Annotated in this window: 37 protein-coding genes and 1 pseudogene; all 38 read left to right on the forward strand. The window is 38.3% G+C overall.

Annotated features, from left to right (window positions below):
* Positions 1-142: elongation factor Tu (tuf, locus tag N3C60_05360; GenBank protein MCX8084333.1), on the forward strand; the 142-nt coding region annotated here is incomplete at its 5' end.
* Between the two features lie 13 nt (positions 143-155).
* Positions 156-464, forward strand: coding sequence for a 30S ribosomal protein S10 (gene rpsJ / locus N3C60_05365; GenBank protein MCX8084334.1), 309 nt, complete (start codon positions 156-158; stop codon positions 462-464).
* A gap of 13 nt (positions 465-477) precedes the next feature.
* Positions 478-1,113, forward strand: a complete 636-nt coding sequence (gene rplC, locus N3C60_05370) for a 50S ribosomal protein L3 (protein ID MCX8084335.1) — start codon at positions 478-480, stop codon at positions 1,111-1,113.
* A gap of 9 nt (positions 1,114-1,122) precedes the next feature.
* Positions 1,123-1,746, forward strand: a complete 624-nt coding sequence (rplD, locus tag N3C60_05375) for a 50S ribosomal protein L4 (GenBank protein ID MCX8084336.1) — start codon at positions 1,123-1,125, stop codon at positions 1,744-1,746.
* Positions 1,746-2,027, forward strand: coding sequence for a 50S ribosomal protein L23 (rplW, locus tag N3C60_05380; protein MCX8084337.1), 282 nt, complete (start codon positions 1,746-1,748; stop codon positions 2,025-2,027). Before rplD ends, rplW begins: the two co-directional genes overlap by 1 nt.
* A 12-nt stretch (positions 2,028-2,039) precedes the next feature.
* Positions 2,040-2,864 (forward strand): 50S ribosomal protein L2, encoded by an 825-nt coding sequence (gene rplB / locus N3C60_05385; GenBank protein ID MCX8084338.1) that lies wholly within the window; start codon positions 2,040-2,042, stop codon positions 2,862-2,864.
* Between the two features lie 11 nt (positions 2,865-2,875).
* Complete coding sequence (gene rpsS, locus N3C60_05390; protein ID MCX8084339.1) at positions 2,876-3,154, forward strand: 30S ribosomal protein S19; 279 nt, start codon at positions 2,876-2,878, stop codon at positions 3,152-3,154.
* A gap of 14 nt (positions 3,155-3,168) precedes the next feature.
* On the forward strand, positions 3,169-3,501 hold the full coding sequence (gene rplV / locus N3C60_05395; protein MCX8084340.1) for a 50S ribosomal protein L22: 333 nt from the start codon (positions 3,169-3,171) through the stop codon (positions 3,499-3,501).
* 15 nt (positions 3,502-3,516) lie between these two features.
* A pseudogene (rpsC, locus tag N3C60_05400) lies at positions 3,517-4,234 on the forward strand (30S ribosomal protein S3).
* Positions 4,226-4,612 carry a 50S ribosomal protein L16 gene (gene rplP / locus N3C60_05405; protein ID MCX8084341.1) on the forward strand — a complete coding sequence of 129 codons (387 nt, stop codon included), beginning with the start codon at positions 4,226-4,228 and terminating at the stop codon, positions 4,610-4,612. The pseudogene rpsC and the gene rplP overlap by 9 nt, the downstream one beginning before the upstream one ends.
* Positions 4,612-4,806: a 50S ribosomal protein L29 gene (gene rpmC, locus N3C60_05410; protein MCX8084342.1), complete on the forward strand. Its 195-nt coding sequence runs from the start codon at positions 4,612-4,614 to the stop codon at positions 4,804-4,806. The genes rplP and rpmC overlap by 1 nt, the downstream gene beginning before the upstream one ends.
* A gap of 1 nt (position 4,807) precedes the next feature.
* Complete coding sequence (gene rpsQ / locus N3C60_05415) at positions 4,808-5,071, forward strand: 30S ribosomal protein S17 (GenBank protein ID MCX8084343.1); 264 nt, start codon at positions 4,808-4,810, stop codon at positions 5,069-5,071.
* A gap of 20 nt (positions 5,072-5,091) precedes the next feature.
* Positions 5,092-5,460, forward strand: a complete 369-nt coding sequence (gene rplN / locus N3C60_05420) for a 50S ribosomal protein L14 (GenBank protein ID MCX8084344.1) — start codon at positions 5,092-5,094, stop codon at positions 5,458-5,460.
* Between the two features lie 9 nt (positions 5,461-5,469).
* The gene (gene rplX / locus N3C60_05425; protein ID MCX8084345.1) at positions 5,470-5,802 is read left to right on the forward strand and encodes a 50S ribosomal protein L24; all 333 of its coding nucleotides are present in this window, start codon (positions 5,470-5,472) and stop codon (positions 5,800-5,802) included.
* Positions 5,803-5,813: 11 nt separating this feature from the next.
* Positions 5,814-6,356: a 50S ribosomal protein L5 gene (gene rplE, locus N3C60_05430; protein ID MCX8084346.1), complete on the forward strand. Its 543-nt coding sequence runs from the start codon at positions 5,814-5,816 to the stop codon at positions 6,354-6,356.
* Between the two features lie 9 nt (positions 6,357-6,365).
* Positions 6,366-6,551, forward strand: coding sequence for a type Z 30S ribosomal protein S14 (locus tag N3C60_05435; GenBank protein MCX8084347.1), 186 nt, complete (start codon positions 6,366-6,368; stop codon positions 6,549-6,551).
* Between the two features lie 54 nt (positions 6,552-6,605).
* Positions 6,606-6,998 (forward strand): 30S ribosomal protein S8, encoded by a 393-nt coding sequence (gene rpsH / locus N3C60_05440; GenBank protein ID MCX8084348.1) that lies wholly within the window; start codon positions 6,606-6,608, stop codon positions 6,996-6,998.
* Positions 6,999-7,010: 12 nt separating this feature from the next.
* Positions 7,011-7,550 carry a 50S ribosomal protein L6 gene (rplF, locus tag N3C60_05445; GenBank protein ID MCX8084349.1) on the forward strand — a complete coding sequence of 180 codons (540 nt, stop codon included), beginning with the start codon at positions 7,011-7,013 and terminating at the stop codon, positions 7,548-7,550.
* A 19-nt stretch (positions 7,551-7,569) separates the two neighbouring features.
* The gene (gene rplR, locus N3C60_05450; protein ID MCX8084350.1) at positions 7,570-7,929 is read left to right on the forward strand and encodes a 50S ribosomal protein L18; all 360 of its coding nucleotides are present in this window, start codon (positions 7,570-7,572) and stop codon (positions 7,927-7,929) included.
* A gap of 11 nt (positions 7,930-7,940) precedes the next feature.
* Positions 7,941-8,444 (forward strand): 30S ribosomal protein S5, encoded by a 504-nt coding sequence (gene rpsE / locus N3C60_05455; GenBank protein MCX8084351.1) that lies wholly within the window; start codon positions 7,941-7,943, stop codon positions 8,442-8,444.
* A gap of 3 nt (positions 8,445-8,447) precedes the next feature.
* Positions 8,448-8,897, forward strand: a complete 450-nt coding sequence (gene rplO / locus N3C60_05460) for a 50S ribosomal protein L15 (protein ID MCX8084352.1) — start codon at positions 8,448-8,450, stop codon at positions 8,895-8,897.
* Between the two features lie 3 nt (positions 8,898-8,900).
* A complete protein-coding gene (gene secY, locus N3C60_05465; protein ID MCX8084353.1) occupies positions 8,901-10,217 on the forward strand; it encodes a preprotein translocase subunit SecY in 1,317 nt (438 codons plus the stop codon).
* On the forward strand, positions 10,211-10,858 hold the full coding sequence (locus tag N3C60_05470; protein MCX8084354.1) for an adenylate kinase: 648 nt from the start codon (positions 10,211-10,213) through the stop codon (positions 10,856-10,858). Before secY ends, N3C60_05470 begins: the two co-directional genes overlap by 7 nt.
* On the forward strand, positions 10,858-11,601 hold the full coding sequence (gene map, locus N3C60_05475) for a type I methionyl aminopeptidase (protein ID MCX8084355.1): 744 nt from the start codon (positions 10,858-10,860) through the stop codon (positions 11,599-11,601). The genes N3C60_05470 and map overlap by 1 nt, the downstream gene beginning before the upstream one ends.
* 9 nt (positions 11,602-11,610) lie before the next feature.
* The gene (gene infA, locus N3C60_05480; protein MCX8084356.1) at positions 11,611-11,832 is read left to right on the forward strand and encodes a translation initiation factor IF-1; all 222 of its coding nucleotides are present in this window, start codon (positions 11,611-11,613) and stop codon (positions 11,830-11,832) included.
* A 15-nt stretch (positions 11,833-11,847) separates the two neighbouring features.
* On the forward strand, positions 11,848-11,961 hold the full coding sequence (gene rpmJ, locus N3C60_05485) for a 50S ribosomal protein L36 (GenBank protein ID MCX8084357.1): 114 nt from the start codon (positions 11,848-11,850) through the stop codon (positions 11,959-11,961).
* A gap of 11 nt (positions 11,962-11,972) precedes the next feature.
* Positions 11,973-12,341: a 30S ribosomal protein S13 gene (rpsM, locus tag N3C60_05490; protein ID MCX8084358.1), complete on the forward strand. Its 369-nt coding sequence runs from the start codon at positions 11,973-11,975 to the stop codon at positions 12,339-12,341.
* Positions 12,342-12,359: 18 nt separating this feature from the next.
* Complete coding sequence (gene rpsK / locus N3C60_05495) at positions 12,360-12,743, forward strand: 30S ribosomal protein S11 (GenBank protein ID MCX8084359.1); 384 nt, start codon at positions 12,360-12,362, stop codon at positions 12,741-12,743.
* A gap of 12 nt (positions 12,744-12,755) precedes the next feature.
* On the forward strand, positions 12,756-13,382 hold the full coding sequence (rpsD, locus tag N3C60_05500; protein ID MCX8084360.1) for a 30S ribosomal protein S4: 627 nt from the start codon (positions 12,756-12,758) through the stop codon (positions 13,380-13,382).
* 22 nt (positions 13,383-13,404) lie between these two features.
* Positions 13,405-14,415, forward strand: coding sequence for a DNA-directed RNA polymerase subunit alpha (locus N3C60_05505; protein MCX8084361.1), 1,011 nt, complete (start codon positions 13,405-13,407; stop codon positions 14,413-14,415).
* The gene (gene rplQ, locus N3C60_05510; GenBank protein MCX8084362.1) at positions 14,405-14,779 is read left to right on the forward strand and encodes a 50S ribosomal protein L17; all 375 of its coding nucleotides are present in this window, start codon (positions 14,405-14,407) and stop codon (positions 14,777-14,779) included. Before N3C60_05505 ends, rplQ begins: the two co-directional genes overlap by 11 nt.
* A gap of 27 nt (positions 14,780-14,806) precedes the next feature.
* Positions 14,807-15,364, forward strand: a complete 558-nt coding sequence (locus N3C60_05515; GenBank protein MCX8084363.1) for a class II aldolase/adducin family protein — start codon at positions 14,807-14,809, stop codon at positions 15,362-15,364.
* Complete coding sequence (locus N3C60_05520) at positions 15,348-16,076, forward strand: TIM barrel protein (GenBank protein ID MCX8084364.1); 729 nt, start codon at positions 15,348-15,350, stop codon at positions 16,074-16,076. Before N3C60_05515 ends, N3C60_05520 begins: the two co-directional genes overlap by 17 nt.
* Entirely contained in the window at positions 16,067-17,866 is a 1,800-nt protein-coding gene (locus N3C60_05525; protein ID MCX8084365.1) for an ATP-binding cassette domain-containing protein, read from the forward strand. Before N3C60_05520 ends, N3C60_05525 begins: the two co-directional genes overlap by 10 nt.
* Positions 17,863-19,131 (forward strand): glutamate-1-semialdehyde 2,1-aminomutase, encoded by a 1,269-nt coding sequence (hemL, locus tag N3C60_05530; protein MCX8084366.1) that lies wholly within the window; start codon positions 17,863-17,865, stop codon positions 19,129-19,131. The genes N3C60_05525 and hemL overlap by 4 nt, the downstream gene beginning before the upstream one ends.
* Positions 19,128-19,358: an AtpZ/AtpI family protein gene (locus tag N3C60_05535; protein ID MCX8084367.1), complete on the forward strand. Its 231-nt coding sequence runs from the start codon at positions 19,128-19,130 to the stop codon at positions 19,356-19,358. Before hemL ends, N3C60_05535 begins: the two co-directional genes overlap by 4 nt.
* Positions 19,345-19,719 carry an ATP synthase subunit I gene (locus tag N3C60_05540; protein ID MCX8084368.1) on the forward strand — a complete coding sequence of 125 codons (375 nt, stop codon included), beginning with the start codon at positions 19,345-19,347 and terminating at the stop codon, positions 19,717-19,719. The genes N3C60_05535 and N3C60_05540 overlap by 14 nt, the downstream gene beginning before the upstream one ends.
* Entirely contained in the window at positions 19,703-20,374 is a 672-nt protein-coding gene (gene atpB / locus N3C60_05545) for a F0F1 ATP synthase subunit A (protein ID MCX8084369.1), read from the forward strand. The genes N3C60_05540 and atpB overlap by 17 nt, the downstream gene beginning before the upstream one ends.
* The last annotated feature ends 15 nt before the right edge of the window (positions 20,375-20,389 follow it).

Consider the following 20,389-nt stretch of genomic DNA (forward strand, 5'->3'; position numbering starts at 1 on the left):
AGAGATGGTGATGCCTGGTGATAATATAAGTGCGACTGTGGAGTTGATCCAGCCTATAGCTATGGAGCAGGGTTTGAGGTTTGCGATTCGTGAAGGTGGTAGGACTGTCGGTGCTGGTGTTGTTACTGAGATTATAGAGTAATAGAGGAAAAGAGATGGCTGGAGAAAAGATAAGAATAAAATTAAAAAGTTTTGATCACAAGATACTTGATAAATCTGTTAGGGATATTGTTAGGACTGCAAAGATGACAGGTGCCAGGGTTGTTGGCCCTGTCCCACTTCCTACAAAGATTGAAAAATATTCAGTTTTGAGGTCTCCCCACGTTAATAAGACCTCATTCGAACAGTTTGAAATTAGAACGCACAAGAGATTGGTTGATATTCACGATCACAATCCCCAGACGATAGATGCTCTCATGAAGCTAGAGCTTTCTGCTGGGGTTGATGTTGAGATAAAACTATAAAAGGTAGGGCAAAATGTTAAAAGCGTTGATAGGTAGAAAAATTGGGATGACGCAGATTTTTACCTCAGAAGGTAATGTTATTCCTGTCACAGTTATTCAGGCAGGGCCCTGTCAGGTGGTACAAAAAAAGACTGTTGATAAAGACGGTTATAATGCCCTTCAGCTTGGATTTGAAAAGATATTAAAAGAGAAAAAGATTAATAAGCCTATGGGTGGCCATTTTAAAAAGCATGGTGTTGATGCCCATAAGACTCTAAAGGAGTTTAAGGTGGACAATCCTGATGAATATCAATTGGGTCAGGAGCTTACAGTAAAACTATTTGCTGAAGGTGACATTGTAGATGTGCAGGGTGTAAGTATTGGTAAAGGATTTCAGGGTGTTGTAAAGAGACATGGATTTGCAGGTGGTCCTGCAGCGCACGGTTCAGATTTCCATAGGGCACCCGGTGCAATTGGTATGAGGGAGTTCCCAGGTGAAACGTTAAAGGGTAAAAAGTTGCCTGGTAGGATGGGTGGCAAGACTGTTACCGTCCAAAGATTGGAAGTGGTGAAAGTGCTAGAAGATAAAAACTTACTGCTTGTAAAAGGTGCTGTTCCTGGGCATAAGAACAGTATAGTTTTCATCAAAGAGACTACGAAGAAAAGATAAGAGGATGATATGGCTTTGGTGGATGTAATAAACACAAAAAATGAGAAAGTGGGGCAGATTGAAATCTCTGATGAGATAATGACCTATCCGGTTAAACCATGGTTGATACATGAAGTTGTTAAAATGCAGCTAGCCTGTAGAAGGGCTGGTACACATTCAACACTCAATAGGGCCCTTATAGAAGGTGGTGGTAGAAAGCCATGGAAGCAAAAGGGAACAGGTAGAGCTAGGGCTGGTTCGATCAGATCACCTTTATGGAGAGGTGGAGCTATAATATTTGGACCTCAGCCAAGAGATTACTCATATACCATGCCTAAAAAGAAGGTAAAAAATGCTTTGAAATCTGCGGTGAGAGCAAAGTTTGATGATGCAGCAGTAAAAGTGATCGATTCTTTGATCGTAGAATCTGGTAAGACGAAGGATGCCCAAAAGCTGCTTTATAATATGGCTTTGGGGAAGAAGGTGTTGATAGTCTATAAAGAGATCGATCAGAAGACTTTTATGGCATTTAGAAATATACCCAATGTGGATTTTTTAAATGTAAAGGGTTTGAACGTATATGATGTTGTGAATGCTGATAGCATCATAATTTTAAAGGATGCCCTCTCACATGTTATGGAGGTACTTCAATAATGTTGACAATATATGATATAATAAAAAGACCTCTTATTACAGAAAAAGCTGTTGATCTGAAAGAGAAACAAAACCAAGTGGTTTTTGAGGTTGATCCAAGAGCTAATAAGATTCAGATCAAAGAAGCTGTAGAAAAGCTTTTTAATGTCAAGGTGAAAGATGTGAGAACTATGTCAGTTAAAGGTAAAGTGAAGAGATTTGGTATGGTAGTGGGTAAAAGAGATGACTGGAAGAAGGCTATTGTAGTTCTCGAAAAAGACCAAAAGTTGGAATTTGTATAAAGAGAGGTTAAGATGGGTATAAGAAAATATAAACCAACATCAGCAGGTGTTAGATTTAGAGCTAATGATGATTATGCTGATATAACCACTGATACCCCTGAGAAATCCCTGCTTATCAGGATACCAAAAAAGGGTGGTAGAAATAATTATGGTAGAATCACCACTAGACACCAGGGTGGTGGAAATAAAAAGTTATACAGGATTATCGACTTTAAGAGGGATAAAGATGCAATACCTGCAAAGGTAAAGACCATTGAGTATGATCCTTATAGAAGTGCAAGGATTGCATTAGTTGCCTATGCTGATGGTGAAAAGAGGTATATTATTGCACCGCTAGGGCTGAAGGTAGGAGATATAATCCAGAGTGGCAAAGATGCAGATATAAAGATAGGTAACGCCATGCAGTTAAAAGATATTCCTGTGGGTACTGTCATTCATAATGTGGAGTTAAGACCAGGCAAGGGTGGTCAGCTGGCTAGATCAGCTGGGACGTATGCCCAGTTGCTTTCAAAAGAAGGGGAATACTGTCACCTCCGTTTACCTTCTGGTGAAATAAGGCTTGTTAAATCCGAATGTAAAGCAACTATTGGTCAGGTAAGTAACCCAGATCATGAGAATGTGATTATTGGGAAAGCTGGTAAGAGCCGTTGGCTTGGTATAAGACCTACCGTAAGGGGTACAGCTATGAACCCTGTTGATCACCCACATGGAGGTGGTGAAGGTAGGACTAAAGGTGGAAGACACCCTGTATCACCATGGGGCTTACCTACTAAGGGTTATAAGACAAGGAAGAAAAACAAGCCATCTAATAAGTATATTGTCACTAAGAGGAAATAAAGGAGGTAGATGTGCCAAGATCGCTTAAAAAGGGACCATTTATAGATGACCATTTGTTGAAGAAAGTAGAGACTGCTAAACAGTCTGGTGATAAAAAGGTGATAAAGACCTGGTCTAGAAGAAGTACTATAATTCCTGATATGGTGGGTTTGACTTTCGCTGTTCACAATGGACAAAAGTTTATACCTGTTTATGTCACCGAAAATATGGTCGGTCATAAGTTGGGTGAATTCTCGTTGACCAGGACATTTCGTGGACACAAAAAAGATGATAAGAAAATAAAGAGATAAGGCTGGAGTAGGTTATGATATCAAAGGCTGTTGCCAGATATATAAGGGTATCTCCTAGAAAGGCAAGATTGGTTGCGGATCTAGTAAGGGGCAAGACTGTTGATGAGGCTATGGCATTACTTAGATTTACTACCAAAAAAGCTGCTCAGGAGATATATAAGACATTAAAATCAGCTGTGGCAAATGCTGAGGAGAATAAGCAGGTTAGGAATGTAAGCAACCTAAAGCTTGTAGAAGTGAAGGTAGATGGTGGGCCATTTTATAAAAGATATATGCCAAGGGCGTATGGAAGGGCTTCTCTGATCAAAAGAAGAACCAGCCATATAACAGTTGTCCTCGGCGAATAATATCGGAGGTGCTTAGTGGGTCAGAAAGCTCATCCAATTGGGTTAAGGATTGGTATAAACAAGACATGGAAATCGATTTGGTACGCAAATAAGAAAGATTATAGAAAGAATCTTTCTGAGGATATGAAGATAAGAAAGTATCTGAAGGAGAAGCTAAACCAGGCTGGTATATCTTCAATAGATATAGAAAGAATGGGTCAGAAGATGAGGGTTACCCTCAATACTAGCAGACCTGGCATAGTTATAGGTAAGAAAGGTGCAGAGATAGATAAGCTTAAGTCTGACCTTAAGGTTTTTACCAGTGCTGATGTTCAAATAAACATCAGGGAGGTTAAGAAACCTGAGATTGATGCTACACTGATAGCTGAAAATATTGCTTTACAGATTGAAAGAAGGATTGCCTTTAGAAGAGCGATGAAAAAGGCTGTTGTGCAGGCTCTTAAATCTGGTGCATTGGGGATCAAGGTTTCATGTTCTGGTAGATTAGCAGGTGCAGATATGGCTAGAACAGAATGGTACATAAAAGGTAGAGTGCCCCTTCAAACCTTGAGAGCTGATATAGACTACGGAACTGCTGATGCAATGACTACTTATGGCATAATAGGTATCAAAGTGTGGGTATTCAAAGGGGAAACTTTTGAAGAGAAAAACAAAAATGCTGCAGAGGTAGAATAATATGTTAATGCCAAGTAGAACTAAATATAGAAAATCCTTTAAAGGAAGGATTAGAGGGAAAGCCACCAAAGGTAATACGCTTGCTTTTGGTGATTTTGGCTTGCAATCGCAGGAAAAGGGTAAGCTTACAAGTAGACAGATAGAGGCTGCGAGGATTGCCATAAACAGGTATATTAGAAGAGGTGGAAATCTTTATATCAGGATTTTCCCCCACAAACCTATTACCAAAAGACCGGCTGAAACAAGGATGGGTAAAGGTAAAGGTGCAGTGGAGTACTATGTGGCTCCTGTAAAAGAAGGGACTATGCTTTATGAGATCAAAGGTGTTACTGAGGAGCAGGCAAGGGAAGCTTTTCGACTCGCATCTCATAAACTTCCTGTGAAGTGTAAATTTGTAAAAAGAGAAATTTCAGATTCTGCCAAAGGAGTTGAATAATGAAAGCTGCAGAACTTAGAAACATGAGCAGATCAGAGCTGCAAAAGAAGGAGATGGAGCTTAGGGAAGAGCTTTTCAGACTTAGGTTTAAGCTTTCTACTGCTGATTTAGAAGATACAAGCAAAATAGGCAAAGTAAGAAAAGATATTGCCCGGATAAAAACTATACTGAAAGAAAAAGAGAAAGAGGGTTAATATGGAAAGAAATAGAAGGAAGGTTCGTAAGGGTGTCGTTATTAGCGATAAGATGGATAAGACAGTGGTGGTCAAAGTTGAAACCCTTAAGCTTCATCCAAAATACCATAAGTTTGTAAAAAGAGGTAAAAAGTATATTGCCCACGATGAGAATAACGAGTGTAAGATAGGTGATGTCGTGGAGCTTATGGAAACAAGACCACTTAGTAAGACAAAGAGATGGAGAGTGGTCAGAATCATAGAAAGACCTGTAGGATTAAATTAATAAGGGTTTAGGAGTATAAGATGATACAAGTTCAGAGTAGATTGAGAGTCGCTGATAACTCTGGGGCCAAAGAGCTTATGTGTATTAAAGTTCTTGGTGGCTCTAAAAGAAAATATGGTGGATTGGGTGATATAATTGTGTGCAGCGTTAAGGATGCTATCCCTGATGGTAATGTTAAAAAAGGTGATGTTGTAAAAGCTGTGATTGTTAGGACTAAAAAGGAAAAACGTAGGCCTGATGGTACCTATATCAGGTTTGATGATAACGCTGCGGTGATATTAAATAAAAACCTGGAGCCTATTGGCACGAGGGTATTTGGGCCAGTTGCAAGGGATCTTAGAGCAAAAGGGTTCCTTAAGATAATATCAATGGCTCCCGAAGTGCTATAGGAGGTTACGATGGCGGCTGTTAAGTATAAACTAAAAAAAGATGACCCTGTTATAGTTATTACCGGTAAGTATAAGGGGAAAAAATCAAAGATTTTGAAAGTGTTAAAAGAAGATGGTAAGGCTATTGTGGAAGCTGTCAACGTTGTTAAAAGACACATGAAGCCAAGCCAGCTAAATCCCGATGGTGGTATAGTGGAGAAGGAAAAGCCGATAGACATATCCAATATTATGTATTATTGCCAGAAATGTGATAAAGGTGTCCGTCTTGGTATAAAGGTTCTGCAGGATGGAACTAAACAAAGGTTTTGTAAGTCTTGTGGCGAAATAGTAGATAAAGACTAAGGGAGTTATCCATGTCAGTGTTAAAAGAGAAATATGAAAAAGAAGTTGTCCCATACTTGATAAAAAAGTTTGGGTATAAAAATGTAATGCAGGTTCCCAAGATCGAAAAGGTTGTTTTAAACATGAGATTGGGTGAAGCTGTGTCTAATCCAAAGATCATTGAACATGCTGTAAATGACATGGCTCTTATAGCTGGTCAGAAACCAGTTGTGACAAAAGCTAAAAAATCGATAGCTAGTTTTAAGCTGAGAGAAGGGATGCCTATAGGATGTAAGGTTACGCTGAGAAAAAAGATGGCGTTTGAATTTTTAAATAGGCTTATGAACATTGCTCTTGCGAGGGTAAGAGACTTTGCAGGAGTAAATCCAAACTCTTTCGATGGACGGGGTAACTACGCATTTGGTATAAAAGAACAGATAATTTTTCCTGAGATAGATTATGATAAGATTGACAAAATAAGGGGTATGGATATAATCATCACCACCACGGCTAAAACAGATGAAGAGGCTAAGGAATTGCTTAAGGCTTTAGGGATGCCTTTTGCACAAAAATAGGAGGTATTAGTGGCTACTACAGCAAAATATCATCATGCTTTAAAGAAAAAGAAGTTTAAGGTTAGGGAATACAATAGATGTCCTATATGTGGAAGGCCAAGAGCCTTTTTAAGAAGGTTTAATATGTGTAGGATATGCTTTAGAAAACAGGCTTCCGAGGGCTTAATCCCCGGAGTTAGAAAATCAAGCTGGTAATAGCAGATAATAGTAGATATCGGTTACCGCTAATAAAAAAATGGAGGCAAGGTAATGACTGATCCAATTGCAGATATGCTAGCACGGATTATGAATGCCGTGAGAGTTAAGCATCAAGAGGTTGTAGTTCCCCATTCTAAGATGAAAGAGTCTATTTTAGAGATTTTCCGGGACCAGGGGTATATTAAAAATTTCAAGGTACTCACTAATAACAATAAGAAAGATATTGTCATCTATCTAAAATATACTGACGAAGGTGAGTCTGTTATTAGGGGAGCTGAAAAGGTAAGTTTGCCCGGTAGAAGGGTCTATGTTAAGTCAAAAAATCTTGATCTTGTGTTGGGTGGATTAGGGACAGGTATAGTTTCTACGTCATCTGGGATCAAAACTGTGAAGCAGTGTAAAAAAGAGAAGGTCGGTGGTGAATATATCTGTAAAATCTGGTAATAGGTGGCTTGTATGTCAAGAATAGGAAAAAAGCCGATCTTGTTGGAAAATAATGTAAAAGTTTCAATCGATGGTGATGTTATTAAGGTAGAAGGGCCAAAGGGTGTCCTAACCTATCAAAAACCTACAGATATAAATGTTTCTGTGGAAAACAATCAGATACTTGTAACAAGAAACAATGACCACCGATCTGTGAGGTCGCTTCATGGACTGGTTAGAACACTGATACAAAACATGGTTATTGGTGTTACAAAGGGATTCGAGAAGAAATTAGAGATTGTTGGTGTTGGTTATAGGGTTGCTCTTAAAGGTAAAGACCTGGATTTTTCACTTGGTTATTCTCACCCGGTTGTTTATCAAGCTCCAGATGGGATAGAGTTTTTCGTGGAGTCCCAAACAAAGTTTGGTGTAAGGGGTACTGATAAACAGAAAGTTGGTCAGGTTGCAGCAAATCTACGTGCGCTAAGACCACCTGAGCCTTACAAAGGCAAGGGTATAAGGTATGAGGGTGAGAAGATACTAAGAAAAGCTGGTAAATCTGGTAAAAAATAAGATAGGAGTTTGATGAGCTATGGCTGACAAAAAGGATTCAAGGATCAGAAGACATAAAAGGATCAGAAAGAAGGTTTCTGGTACAGCTGAAAGACCAAGATTAGCTGTATTTAGAAGCAATAGATATATCTATGTTCAAGTTATAAACGATGATACAGGTAATACGCTTGTTGCTGCCAGTTCATTGGAAAAGGACTTGAGAGAGAAGTTCGCTGGTAGAGTAAATGTAGAGGTTTCTAAAGCTGTTGGTAAACTAATAGCCGAAAGGGCTTTGGAAAAAGGGATAAAGTCTGTAGTTTTTGATAGAGGCGGTTACATTTATCATGGTAAAATAAAAGCTCTAGCCGATTCTGCAAGGGAATCTGGGTTAGATTTTTAAGGAGGACTGCTTTGAATACGAGTGTGAATCAATTAGAAGATAAAGTTGTCCATATAGGAAGGGTTACAAAGGTTGTTAAAGGTGGTAGGATTTTTAGATTTACTGCTATGGTGATTGTTGGTGATAGAAACGGTACGATAGGTATTGGATATGGTAAGGCCAGGGAAGTACCAGATGCAATCAGAAAAGCTCTTGAAGCGGCCAAGAAGAATCTTATAAAGTTACCTATTTCCAAAGGTACAATACCCCATGAGGTTGTGGGTAAATTTGGGGCTGCTGAGATAATAATGAAGCCCGCGGCGCCTGGTACCGGTATCATTGCTGGCGGTGTTACTAGGTCCCTTTTTGAGTTAGCCGGGGTACATGATATCCTTGCAAAGGCTGTAAGAAGTCGAAATCCAAACAATTTGATACTTGCTGTTTTGGATGGCTTTAAAAAGATAAGAACGTTGGAACAGATAGCTGCTTACAGAGGAAAAGAGATCAATGAAATAATATATCGTAAAGAGGGTTAGAGTATGAAATTACATGAATTAAAACCAGCACCTGGATCAACTAAAACCAGAAAAAGAGTAGGTAGAGGCTCAGGTAGTGGTTTAGGTACTACCGCTGGAAAGGGGCATAAGGGTCAAAAGGCAAGATCTGGAGGGCAAACTAAGCCTGGATTTGAAGGTGGTCAGATGCCACTTACTAGGAGATTGCCAAAAAGAGGGTTCAATAATAAACGGTTTGCTACTGTTCACGAAATCGTAAACCTCTATCAAATAGAAGATAAATTTGAAAATGGTGATTTGGTTAATGTAAATACCCTTGTTGCAAAGGGTTTGATAAAGGGGAATAAAGACGGTGTTAAGTTGCTGTCCATGGGGGAGCTTACTAAAAAGCTTACCATTGAAGTGAATAAGGCATCTGCTGCAGCTGTGGAAAAGGTTAAATCAGTTGGTGGAGAAGTCAAAATTTTGGGGTAGCGAATGTTTAAAAAAATAGAAGAGATTTTTTCAGTACCAGAGTTGAGGAAAAGGATTCTTTTCACCCTTTTCCTTTTGATTGTGTACAGAATAGGAACCCATGTACCTACGCCAGGTATTAATTCTACTGCGTTGACGGAGTTTTTTGCAAGACAGTCAGGAAATATATTGGGGTTTTTTGACATGTTCACTGGGGGTGCCCTTAGTAGATTGACTGTTTGTGGTCTGGGGGTTATGCCTTATATCTCAGCTTCGATCATTATGGAGCTTTTGACGGTGGTATCACCCCAGCTTGCAGAGTTGAAGAAACAAGGTGCAGAGGGTAGAGCAAAGATCACAAAGTACACCAGATATGGAACAGTGCTTATATCAATGATACAGGGTTTGGGTATTGCGATTGGTCTTGAGGGGATGATGTCACCAACAGGTGCATCTGTGGTGATGTATCCTGGTTGGGGTTTCAGGATTATTACAGCTTTGACATTGACAGCTGGAACGATCTTTCTAATGTGGCTTGGTGAAAAGATTACTGAAAGAGGGATTGGTAATGGCATGTCAATGATCATCTTTGCAGGTATCGTTGCCGCTATACCAACAGCTGCTCTTAATACCTTAAGACTAATGCAAACGGGTGAACTTCAGGTACTCACACTTGTAGTTATATTGATTATTATAGTAGCAGTTACTGCTGGTATTGTCTTTGTTGAGGCATCCAGTAGGAGAATTCCTATTCAATATATTAAAAGAGGTGCAGTGGGTTTAAGGGGGAATGTGGCGACATCGTATCTTCCCCTAAAATTGAATACTTCAGGTGTTATTCCAATCATTTTTGCTGCATCTATAATATCGTTTCCTTCAACACTATCATCATTTTCAGGTAGTGAAGTGGTTAAGATGATAGGTTTTTATCTATCCCCAAACCATTTCTTGTATTACGTGCTATATTCAGTACTAATAATATTCTTCTGCTATTTTTATACGTCAATCATATTTAATCCTACAGAAATTGCTGATAATATTCAAAGAAGCGGGGGGGTTGTTCCTGGCAAAAGGCCTGGAGCAAATACGGCTGAGTTTATAGATTTTACCCTTTCAAGATTGACGTTTGCAGGGGCAATTTATCTAACTATAGTGGCTATAATGCCTCAAATGGTATTACACTTTTTCAATGTACCCTTTTATTTCGGTGGGACCAGTGTCCTTATTGCAATAGGGGTGTCTATGGATGTGGTAAATAAGATTGAGTCCCATCTGATCACACATAACTATGATGGGTTCTTATCAAAGGGGAGAATAAAGGCAAGAGGTGCAGGATGGTAAATTTAGTTTTTCTTGGCCCACCAGGTGCAGGTAAGGGTACACAGTCGGCTAATATAATAAGGAATTTTGGTGTTGTTCAGATCTCTACGGGTGATATATTAAGAGCTGCTGTAAAGGAAGGGACTGATTTGGGAAAAATGGCTAAAAAGTATATGGATGAAGGTAAGCTTGTACCTGATGATATTATCATTGGCATAGTTAAAGATAGGCTAAAACAGGACGACTGTAAAAATGGTTTTATTCTTGATGGATTTCCCAGAACCATACCACAAGCTGTTTCCTTAGATGCCATGTTAAAAGGTGATTTGAATATTTCATTGACCCATATAATTAGCCTTGAGGTTGATGATGCATTGATAATGGAACGTCTTACAGGTAGAAGAACATGCAGATCCTGTGGTAAGGTTTTCCATATAAAGTATAATCCTCCAAAGGTGGACAATGTGTGTGATGATTGTGGGGGTGCGCTTTATCAGAGGGATGATGATAAAGAAGAAACTATAAGTAAGAGATTAAAAGTGTATCATGAGCAGACATCAGCATTGAAGGATTACTATAAAAACAGTGGTAAACTCCATGTGGTAAACGGTGAGGGTGATGTTGACGAGATATATGCCAGAATAAAAGAGATTTTAAGATAATGGTGGAAATTAAAAGTAAAGAGGAATTGAACAAACTTAAAACAGCTTGTGAGGTGGTAAAAGAGGTTTTAGAAAAAGTGGCAGAAAAGGTAAAACCTGGTGTTACGACAAAATCTCTTGACAACTATATAGAAAATATTATAAAGTCCCGTTCTGCTGTCCCTTCGTTTAAGGGATACAGAGGATATCCTGCATCTGCCTGCATTTCTATAAATGATGTGGTGGTTCACGGTATCCCTTCTGAAACTGTCTTAAAAGAAGGTGATATCGTAAGCATCGATGTGGGGGCGTTTAAAAACGGTTTTCATGGTGATGCTTGTAGGACTTTCTGTGTTGGTGATGTTGATCCAGAGAAAAGAAGGCTTGCAGACGTCACTGAAGCATCCTTTTTTGAAGGGATCAGATTTGCTGATGAACAGCACAGATTATATGATATATCCCATGCAATACAGGTTTATGTTGAGAAAAATGGTTTTAATGTAATTAGGGATTATTATGGACATGGAATTGGTAGAGAGCTACATGAAGAACCTACCATACCGAATTTTGGCAAACCTAACCGCGGCATAAGGCTTAGGGCTGGCATGGTTTTAGCTATAGAACCTATGGTTGTTGCTGGTGATTGGCAGGTGAAGGTATTGGAAGATGGGTGGACCGTGGTTACGATAGATGGTAAATGCGCTGCTCATTACGAAAACACTGTTGCCATCACCCACAATGGACCAGAAATATTAACACTTTAAAGGGAACATATGGGGAAAAAAGATGATGTAATTGAGTTTGAAGGTGTGGTGCTAGAAGCACTTCCCAATGCGATGTTCAAGGTTGAGCTTGAAAACAAGCATGTTATACTTTGTCATTTGTCGGGAAAGATGAGGATGAATTTTATAAGGATACTTCCCGGGGACAAGGTTACAGTTGAGATGTCTCCATATGATTTAACAAAGGGTAGAATAACTTATAGGCACAAGTAAAAAGAGGTGTATGAGATGAAGGTAAGGGCAAGTGTTAAACCTATCTGCAACAAGTGCAAGGTAATCAAACGTAAAGGGGTCGTGAGAATAATATGCGAAACCCCAAAACATAAGCAAAGACAAGGTTAAGGAGGAAATTTGTGGCTCGTGTAGCTGGTGTTGACATACCGAACAACAAAAGACTGGAAATAGGGCTTACCTATATCTATGGGATTGGTAGAAGTACTGCTCAGAGGATGATTAAGGATATTGGTTTAGATGGTAGTAAAAAGGTTGGTGATCTGACAGAGCAGGAGATATCGGCCATAAGAAAGTATATCGATGAAAATCTAAAGGTTGAGGGTGATCTCAGAAAGGAGATAGCGCTTAGTATAAAGAGGCTTATTGAGATAAATTGCTATAGGGGTTACAGACACAAAAACAGCATGCCATGCAGGGGTCAGAAAACCAGAAGCAATGCTCGTACGAGAAGAGGTCTTGCAGGTAAACGCGGTATTAAGAGAAAGTAATAGGTTTTAGGAGGAATAATGGCAACTAAAGTGAGAAAAAAGAGAGAAAAAAAGATTGTTCCAAAAGGGATTGCCCATATCCATTCAACATTTAACAATACAATAGTAACATTTACAGATATAAATGGGAATGTATTGTGCTGGTCAGCTGGTGGCACAGAAGGTTTTAAAAACTCGAGAAAGTCCACACCTTATGCGGCACAGGTGGCTGCTGAATCTGCTGCCAAGAAAGCATTGGACTTTGGAGTTCGTGAGGTTGAGGTTAATGTTAAGGGGCCTGGCTCTGGCAGAGAGAGTGCTATTAGAGCTATCCAATCTGCTGGTATAAAGATAACATTAATTAGGGATACTACTCCAATCCCACATAATGGCTGCAGGCCGAGAAAGAAAAGAAGAGTGTAGTGGAGGTATACATTGGCTAGATATATAGGACCATCATGCAAGCTTTGTAGAAGGGAAGGGATGAAGCTTTACCTTAAAGGTGAGCGTTGTTATAAAGATAAGTGCGGCATTGAAAAGAAAGGTTATCCACCAGGTCAGCATGGACAAGTAAAGAAAAAGCTCAGTGACTATGGGGTTCAATTAAGGGAAAAACAAAAGGTTAAGAGGATTTATGGTGTTCTTGAATCCCAGTTTAGAATATACTTCGAAAAAGCTACAAGAATGAAAGGGATTACTGGTGAAAACCTTTTGCAGCTTTTGGAAAGAAGATTGGATAATGCTGTATATAGAGCAGGGTTTGCTTCTAGTAGAAGTCAAGCCAGACAGCTGGTAAAACACAATCATTTTACTGTTAACGGTAAAAAGGTAAATATCCCCTCTTATCTATTAAAAGTGGGTGATGTAATTGAGCTTAGAGAGAAAAGTAGAGATAACAAGCTTATTGTTGAATCTTTAGAGACCTCTGATGGTAGAGGTACAGCAGAATGGATGAGTATAGATAAGGCTGCTTTTAAAGCTGTAGTAAATAGGCTTCCAGAAAGAGGTGATGTTGCTTATGATATCCAGGAGCACCTAATAGTAGAGCTTTACTCTAAATAATAGGCTCTTAGGAGGATTTTTAATGATAATCATGAACTTTAAAAGTTTGATAAAACCGAAAAGACTGGAGGCATCCCCAGAAAACACTGACAGGTATGGGGTCTTTGTAGCGGAGCCTTTAGAGAGGGGATTTGGTATAACCATAGGTAATTCCCTTAGAAGGATTCTGTTATCCTCTATTGAAGGAACTGCTGTTGTTGCTGTAAGGATAAATGATGTGACCCATGAATACACTACGATACCAGGAGTTTTAGAGGATGTAGTTGAAATCATCCTTAACATTAAGATGCTGGAGCTTAATCTCAATGTACATGAACAAAGAAGGGTATACATAAGAAAGAAAGGTGAAGGCGTAGTAAAGGCTGGTGATATACAGGGTGATCCTTCTGTTCAGGTGTTGAATCCGGATCAACATATAGCGACCATTACAGATCCTAATGCTGAATTAAACATCGAATTGTATGTGGAAAGAGGTATAGGTTACGTTCCTTCAGAAGATCTTAAAGGTAAGTTTAAGGACGTTCATGTTATACCTGTAGATGCTATATTTACACCAATTAAAAGGGCAAATTTTAGGGTAGAAAATGCGAGGGTAGGTCAGAGCACAGACTACGATAAGTTAATCCTCGAAGTGGAAACTGATGGTTCTGTTGCCCCTGAGGATGCTATTGGGTTTGCTGCTAAAATACTAAAGGATCATATGGATCTGTTTATCAATTTTGATGAGCCCAGCTACAATGAAGAATCAGAAAAAGCAGAGATGAGAAACGATCAGATTCTGGAGTTATTGGATAAAAGTATTGAAGAACTCGAGCTGTCTGTAAGAGCTTATAACTGTTTGAAGAATGCCGAGATCAAAACATTAGCTGAGCTGTGTAGTAAGACAGACAGTGATATGCTAAAAACAAAAAACTTTGGAAGAAAATCCCTTGAGGAGATAAAAAAGGTCTTAAGCGAGCTGGGTCTTAGTTTAGGTATGGACCTGGAAGCATTAGGGTATAAAAAAAATGTGAGGGAAGAAGATGCGTCATAGATCAGGAATAAAAAAACTCGGTAGGCCGACAGATCATAGACTTGCAATGCTTAGAAACTTGGCCATCTCCCTTATAGAAAAGGGTAGAATAGAAACAACAGTTGATAGAGCTAAAGCCCTGAGAACATTTGTTGAACCGATAATAACATTGGGTAAGAAGGGTGATCTTTCTGCTATCAGATTAGCTTATAAAAAACTACACAATAAAGATGCAGTAAGAAGAGTATTCAAAGATCTTGCACCAAAATATGCCGCAAGGCCTGGTGGCTATACGAGGGTTCTTAAAACAAGAATCAGAAGAGGTGACAACGCCACGATGGCAATCATCGAATTTGTAGGACAGGAATCTGAAGTAAATCAGTAAAATAACGGGGGGTAACCCCCTTTTTTTATGTGCAAAAAAGAGATTATTAAGATTGGGAAAAAAGTTGTTGATAGCGGTCTGGTGGGTTCATTCTTTGGCAATATATCCCTGAAATCTGGAGAAAGGATATTGATTACAAAAACAGGCACAATGTTAGATGAACTTTGTGAAGATAGTATTGTTATAGTGGATCTGTTTAAGGAAGATGAATTAGACAGATTAGCATCCAGCGAGATAATTGTGCATAGATCGATTTATCAGAAAACAGACGCTTTGGCAGTTATTCACACCCATTCCATCTATTCTGTTTTGATGGCTAGTTGGTATGATGATTACCTTGTACTTCATTTTGGTGAGATCCCTTATTTTATGGTGAAGGTGCCAATAGTCACAGGGAAATCTGGTAGTAGGGAATTGGCAGATTCTGTTACAAATGCGCTAAAAACCAATTATCTTGTTATTGTAAAGGATCATGGTGTTTTTGCAAAGGGAAAAACGCTTAAAGACTGTTTCATATATCTGTCAGCTCTGGAGCACTATGCTAAGTATAATTTTTACAGGAAGTTTTATGAAAATCTTCGTTAGAAGTAAAAGTCAATATTTGCCTGTTTTTGAGGAATTGGCTGAGAAACATCAGGTTGGGATAGAGGTTGCCCTTTCTTTTACAGATATATACGATACTAAATTGGCTGATAACCTAAAGTCAAAGAATGTGACGCTGCATGCACCTTTTTTCGATGTAAATATTGTAAGCTTCAATCAGTTTGTTTCAACCAAATCGATGGAGATTATGAGGGATACGATTATTTTTTGTAATGAGGTTTTACCTTTTAATGTTGTTTTCCATCACAATTATCATCCATTTTTATATAATTTTGAAGAAGATTTTTATGCTGAAGTGTTTAGCGAGAGATTTTTAGAGATATTAGAGCATAAAAAGGGTGAATACTTGGTAAGTATAGAAAATGTGTTTGAAAACAATGCTAATATTGGAAGAAAAATACTTGATAGATTGAATAACGATTTCACTGGATTTTGTTTTGACTATGGCCATTTTAATCTTTTTACAGAAATTACATTGGATGATTGGATTACTTCCTGGATGGGGAAAATATGGGAACTCCATTTGCACAACAATTTTGGCTATAGAGATGATCATAACAGTTTAGAATATGGTAATCTAAGAATTGATGACCTCCTTAAAAGATGCAAGCCCAGATGTTATACCATTGAAAATAGAAATACAAATGACACGGAAAGATCTATTGTTTATTTAAAAAAACTACTATGTCAGTAGTATCAGTTTTCAACCTATGTAAATCGTTTGGTGATAGAGTACTATTCGAAAATGTAACTTTTTCTATAATGAAAGGGAGTAAAGTTGCCCTTTTTGGTCTTAATGGGTCAGGGAAATCCACTTTGATGAAGATGATAGTGGGGATGGAGGAGCCTGATGAGGGGAAGATTGTAATCTCTAATGGTACTAAAATTGGCTACTTGCAACAATTAGTTGTGGATAAAAAGAGTATCTTTGAGTTTATGCTGGATGCAGATAGAAGAATTGTCGATCTTGAAGAAGAGATAGGTAGAACGGCAGATCCAGAAAAGTATAGTTTACTCTATGATGAATACGATCGCTTAGGCGGTAATAGGTTTAGATCGTTGATTAGAGAGGTACTTCATGTGTTCGATTTTAAGGAGGATACCTGGGGAAGGTCTGTTATAGAACTTTCAGGGGGTGAGTGGGAAAGACTTAAGTTGGCACGTATACTTGTGTCCGAAGCAAGTCTATTGCTACTGGATGAACCAACAAACTACTTGGATCTGTTGATGATTGAATGGCTCGAAAGTTTTATTAAGAAAACAGATAAAACAGTACTTTTTATCACGCACGATAGAAAGATAATAGAGAATGCAGCTGATGAGATCCTTTATCTTGCTAACGGGACAGTATCACATTATAGGATGAAGTTTAGTAAATTTTTAAACGAGATAAGAGGGGAAAGCAATAGAATTCTTCAGAAAAAATCGCAGTTGGAAGAAGAGAAGGAAAGGCTTGTGGAGTTTATAGATAGATATCGAGCAGGGGTTAAATCAAAACAGGTTACTGCACGGATGAAAATGTTAAAAAAGATAGAGGAGGAACTTAAGAATTGTAAAATCGAAAATAGAGAAATAGATTTTATTTTTAAAAAAAGAAAAGAAGAAGATTATGAAGTTGTTGGTTTTGACAGGGTTGTTGTGGGTTATGATAGTGTTAAGTTAACAAACCCCATATCTTTTACAATTTATAAAGGTGAGAAAGTTGCATTTGTTGGGAAAAATGGTTCAGGTAAGAGTACACTTTTACGATCGATATATCAAAAGGGGTTGAATATTTTAGATGGTCAAGTAAAAGTTGGCGATAGGAGTGAAATATACTATTTTCAGCAGATATTAGATTATGATTCTGAGAACACAATTTTTGATGAACTGTTGAACTTGGATGTTGATATAACAGTTCAGGATATCTATGATCTGCTGCCTAAGTTTGGGTTTAGATTTGATGATCTTTATAAAAAGCTTTCTACGCTTAGTGGAGGAGAACTTGCTAAGTTGTCGTTGATGAAGATTTACTTTTTGAGACCCAATCTTTTGCTTTTGGATGAGCCTACAAACCATCTGGATTACGAGACAGTAGATGTGCTAAAAAATGCTTTAATGAAATATGATGGGACGGTGATAATGGTATCCCATGATAGATATTTTATGGAGGGACTGGTTGAAAAATATCTATTTTTTGATAATAAATCTTTAATTTGGACCTATGAGCTGCCAAGTTTGGTTAAAGATGCTCCAACGGAAAATAATAAAAGTTATAGGGTTGAAAAAAACAGAAGCAAAAAAGTGGACAAATACAAAGTGGGTAAACTGAATCAGGAGATATTAAACCTTGAGAATTTGCTAAATTCATTATATAAAGAAAAAGAGCTTTTCATGTCAGAATGGGAAAGGCTGGAAGAGTGTCTTAAAAAAATAGAAGAAATAGAAAACGATCTCATAGTAAAATATGAAGAATTGGAAAAGATGACAAAGGAGGAAATATGAGCTATCTTTTTGAAGAAAGTAAAAGATATATCCCAGGGGGGGTAAATAGTCCTGTTAGGGCTTTTGGATCAGTTGGTGGTGAGCCGATATTTATTGATAGGGGTAAAGGTTCAAAGATTTACGACGTTGATGGGTGTGAATATATAGACTATGTGTGTTCTTGGGGGCCTTTAATTCATGGACATGCTGATGACGATATTATATCAGCCATAGAAGCTACTATGAAGAAAGGTACTACGTTTGGTGCCCCCACTAAACTTGAACTGGAGCTTGCAAAAAGAGTTGTAGAAATGGTGCCTTCTATAGAGATGGTGCGTATGGTTAGCTCTGGGACAGAAGCAGTAATGAGTGCTATTAGATTAGCTAGGGGGTATACCAATAGGGATAAGATAGTCAAATTCGAAGGTTGTTATCATGGGCACTCTGATAGTCTCTTGGTGAAGGCAGGTAGTGGAGCCCTGACATTTGGCCAACCGAGCAGTCCCGGTGTTCCTAAGGATCTTGCTAAACATACACTTACAGCAGATTATAACGACTTAGAGTCAGTTAAAACTCTGTTTATGGACAATAAAAATGAGATTGCATGCGTAATAGTGGAGCCTGTTGCAGGCAATATGGGGGTTGTTTTACCTGAAGAGGGGTTCTTAAAGGGTTTGCTTGATATTTGTGAGAATGAAGGTGCATTGCTTATTTTTGATGAGGTTATTACTGGGTTTAGGTTGGGGCCTGGGGGAGCGCAAGAGTATTTCGATGTTATGCCACATTTGACTACCTTGGGTAAGATTTTAGGGGGTGGTTTGCCTGTAGGGGCTTATGGTGGAAAAAGGGATATCATGGAAAAGATATCACCAGTGGGGCCTGTTTATCAGGCGGGTACACTCAGTGGAAACCCTTTGGCAATGGCAGCTGGCCTTGCAACCCTTAATAAGCTGACAAAAGAATTCTATAAGTTGTTAAGGGAAAAATCTGATTATCTTTGGGAAGGTTTCGAGGAAAACTGTAAGAGGCTCAAACTAAATTATACCTTTAATCACATTGAGTCTATGTCCTGTATGTTTTTTACTGAGAAAAAGGTAAAGAGTTTTAAAGATGCTCTTACAAGTGATACTAAAAAGTATGCTGCTTTTTTCCATGGGATGCTTAAAAGAGGTATAAACTTGGCTCCAAGTCAATTTGAAGCATTGTTTGTATCGTCAGCACATACTAAAGAGGATCTCGATAAAACTATAAAGGCTCATTACGAGGTACTAAAAGAGCTTATATGAAAGATAAAAAACAGATGAGATATTGGCTAAATGCAGGATCGATAGGTATCTCTTTTGTCTCAGCTATTGCGATAGGTACGCTTATTGGCTATTATCTGGATAAAAAGTTTGAGACCAGGCCATATCTTACACTTTTTTTTATGGTTATGGGTATAGCAGCGGGATTTAAGAATATGATATATTTTTTAAAAAGAACAGATGTTTACGATGATGATGAAAAAAAATAAACTTTATCAAAAAATTCTAATATTTTCGTTGATTTTTTTTGTAATATTGTATACAGTATGCAACATGTTTTTAGGGGAAACATTTGGGACGAATATGATAGTGGGGTATCTGTTGAGTGTTCTCAATTTTGTGGGGTTAAGTTATAAGATCCAGAAGAGTTTTGATGGTTCTTTCGTCGGTATCGGGATTGGAAATACATTTTTAAGGCTATTGCTTGTAGGTTTTTTTCTATATTTATGGTTTAAAAAAGGTGATCTGAATGTATGGGGGCTGATAGTCGGTCTTTCAGTTTTGACCGTGTCGATCCCTGCTTATATCTTTTTGGAAAACAGGAGGAAAACAGATGGAACACCCGCTTAATATTTTTTCTTTTTTGCCAGCTGATGTTCAGCATCATTATTGGCATGTTTTTATGACTACTGTGGTAGTTTTGGTAGTGTTTTTTGTCGGTTCTATTGTTTCAAAGATGAGAAATGAGATTCCGGGAAGGGGTCAAAATGCCATTGAGATGCTCGTTTCAGGGATTGAAAAGTTTGCTGTCGATATTATGGGGGAAGAAGGGCGTCCATATATCCCATTGATATTTGCCATAGGGCTATATGTGTTTATATCCAACGCGATGGGGTTGATACCTGGCTTTTTATCCCCTACTGCTAACCTTAATACAACTGCAGCTCCAGCTATCATCGTTTTTTTAACCTATCATTATATAGGGATTAAGAAACATGGGGCTCATTATATTCATCATTTTATGGGGCCTGTTCCATGGTTGGCACCCTTAATGATCATAATCGAGTTCATAGGGCATCTTTCAAGACCATTGTCCCTTTCGATGAGGTTGTTTGGTAACAAGTTTGGTGAAGAAATGGTTGTTATGGTGCTGTTTATGTTGGTACCTTTTTTAGTACCACTGCCTATGTATGTCTTAGGACTTTTTGCTGCGGTGCTTCAGTCTTATGTTTTTATGATGCTTTCAATGATCTATATTAGTGGTGCCATAGAGGAAGCGCACTAAAAGAAATAAACAATT

It is taken from the genome of Calditerrivibrio sp. (assembly GCA_026415135.1).
In the GTDB taxonomy this organism is placed as follows: domain Bacteria; phylum Chrysiogenota; class Deferribacteres; order Deferribacterales; family Calditerrivibrionaceae; genus Calditerrivibrio.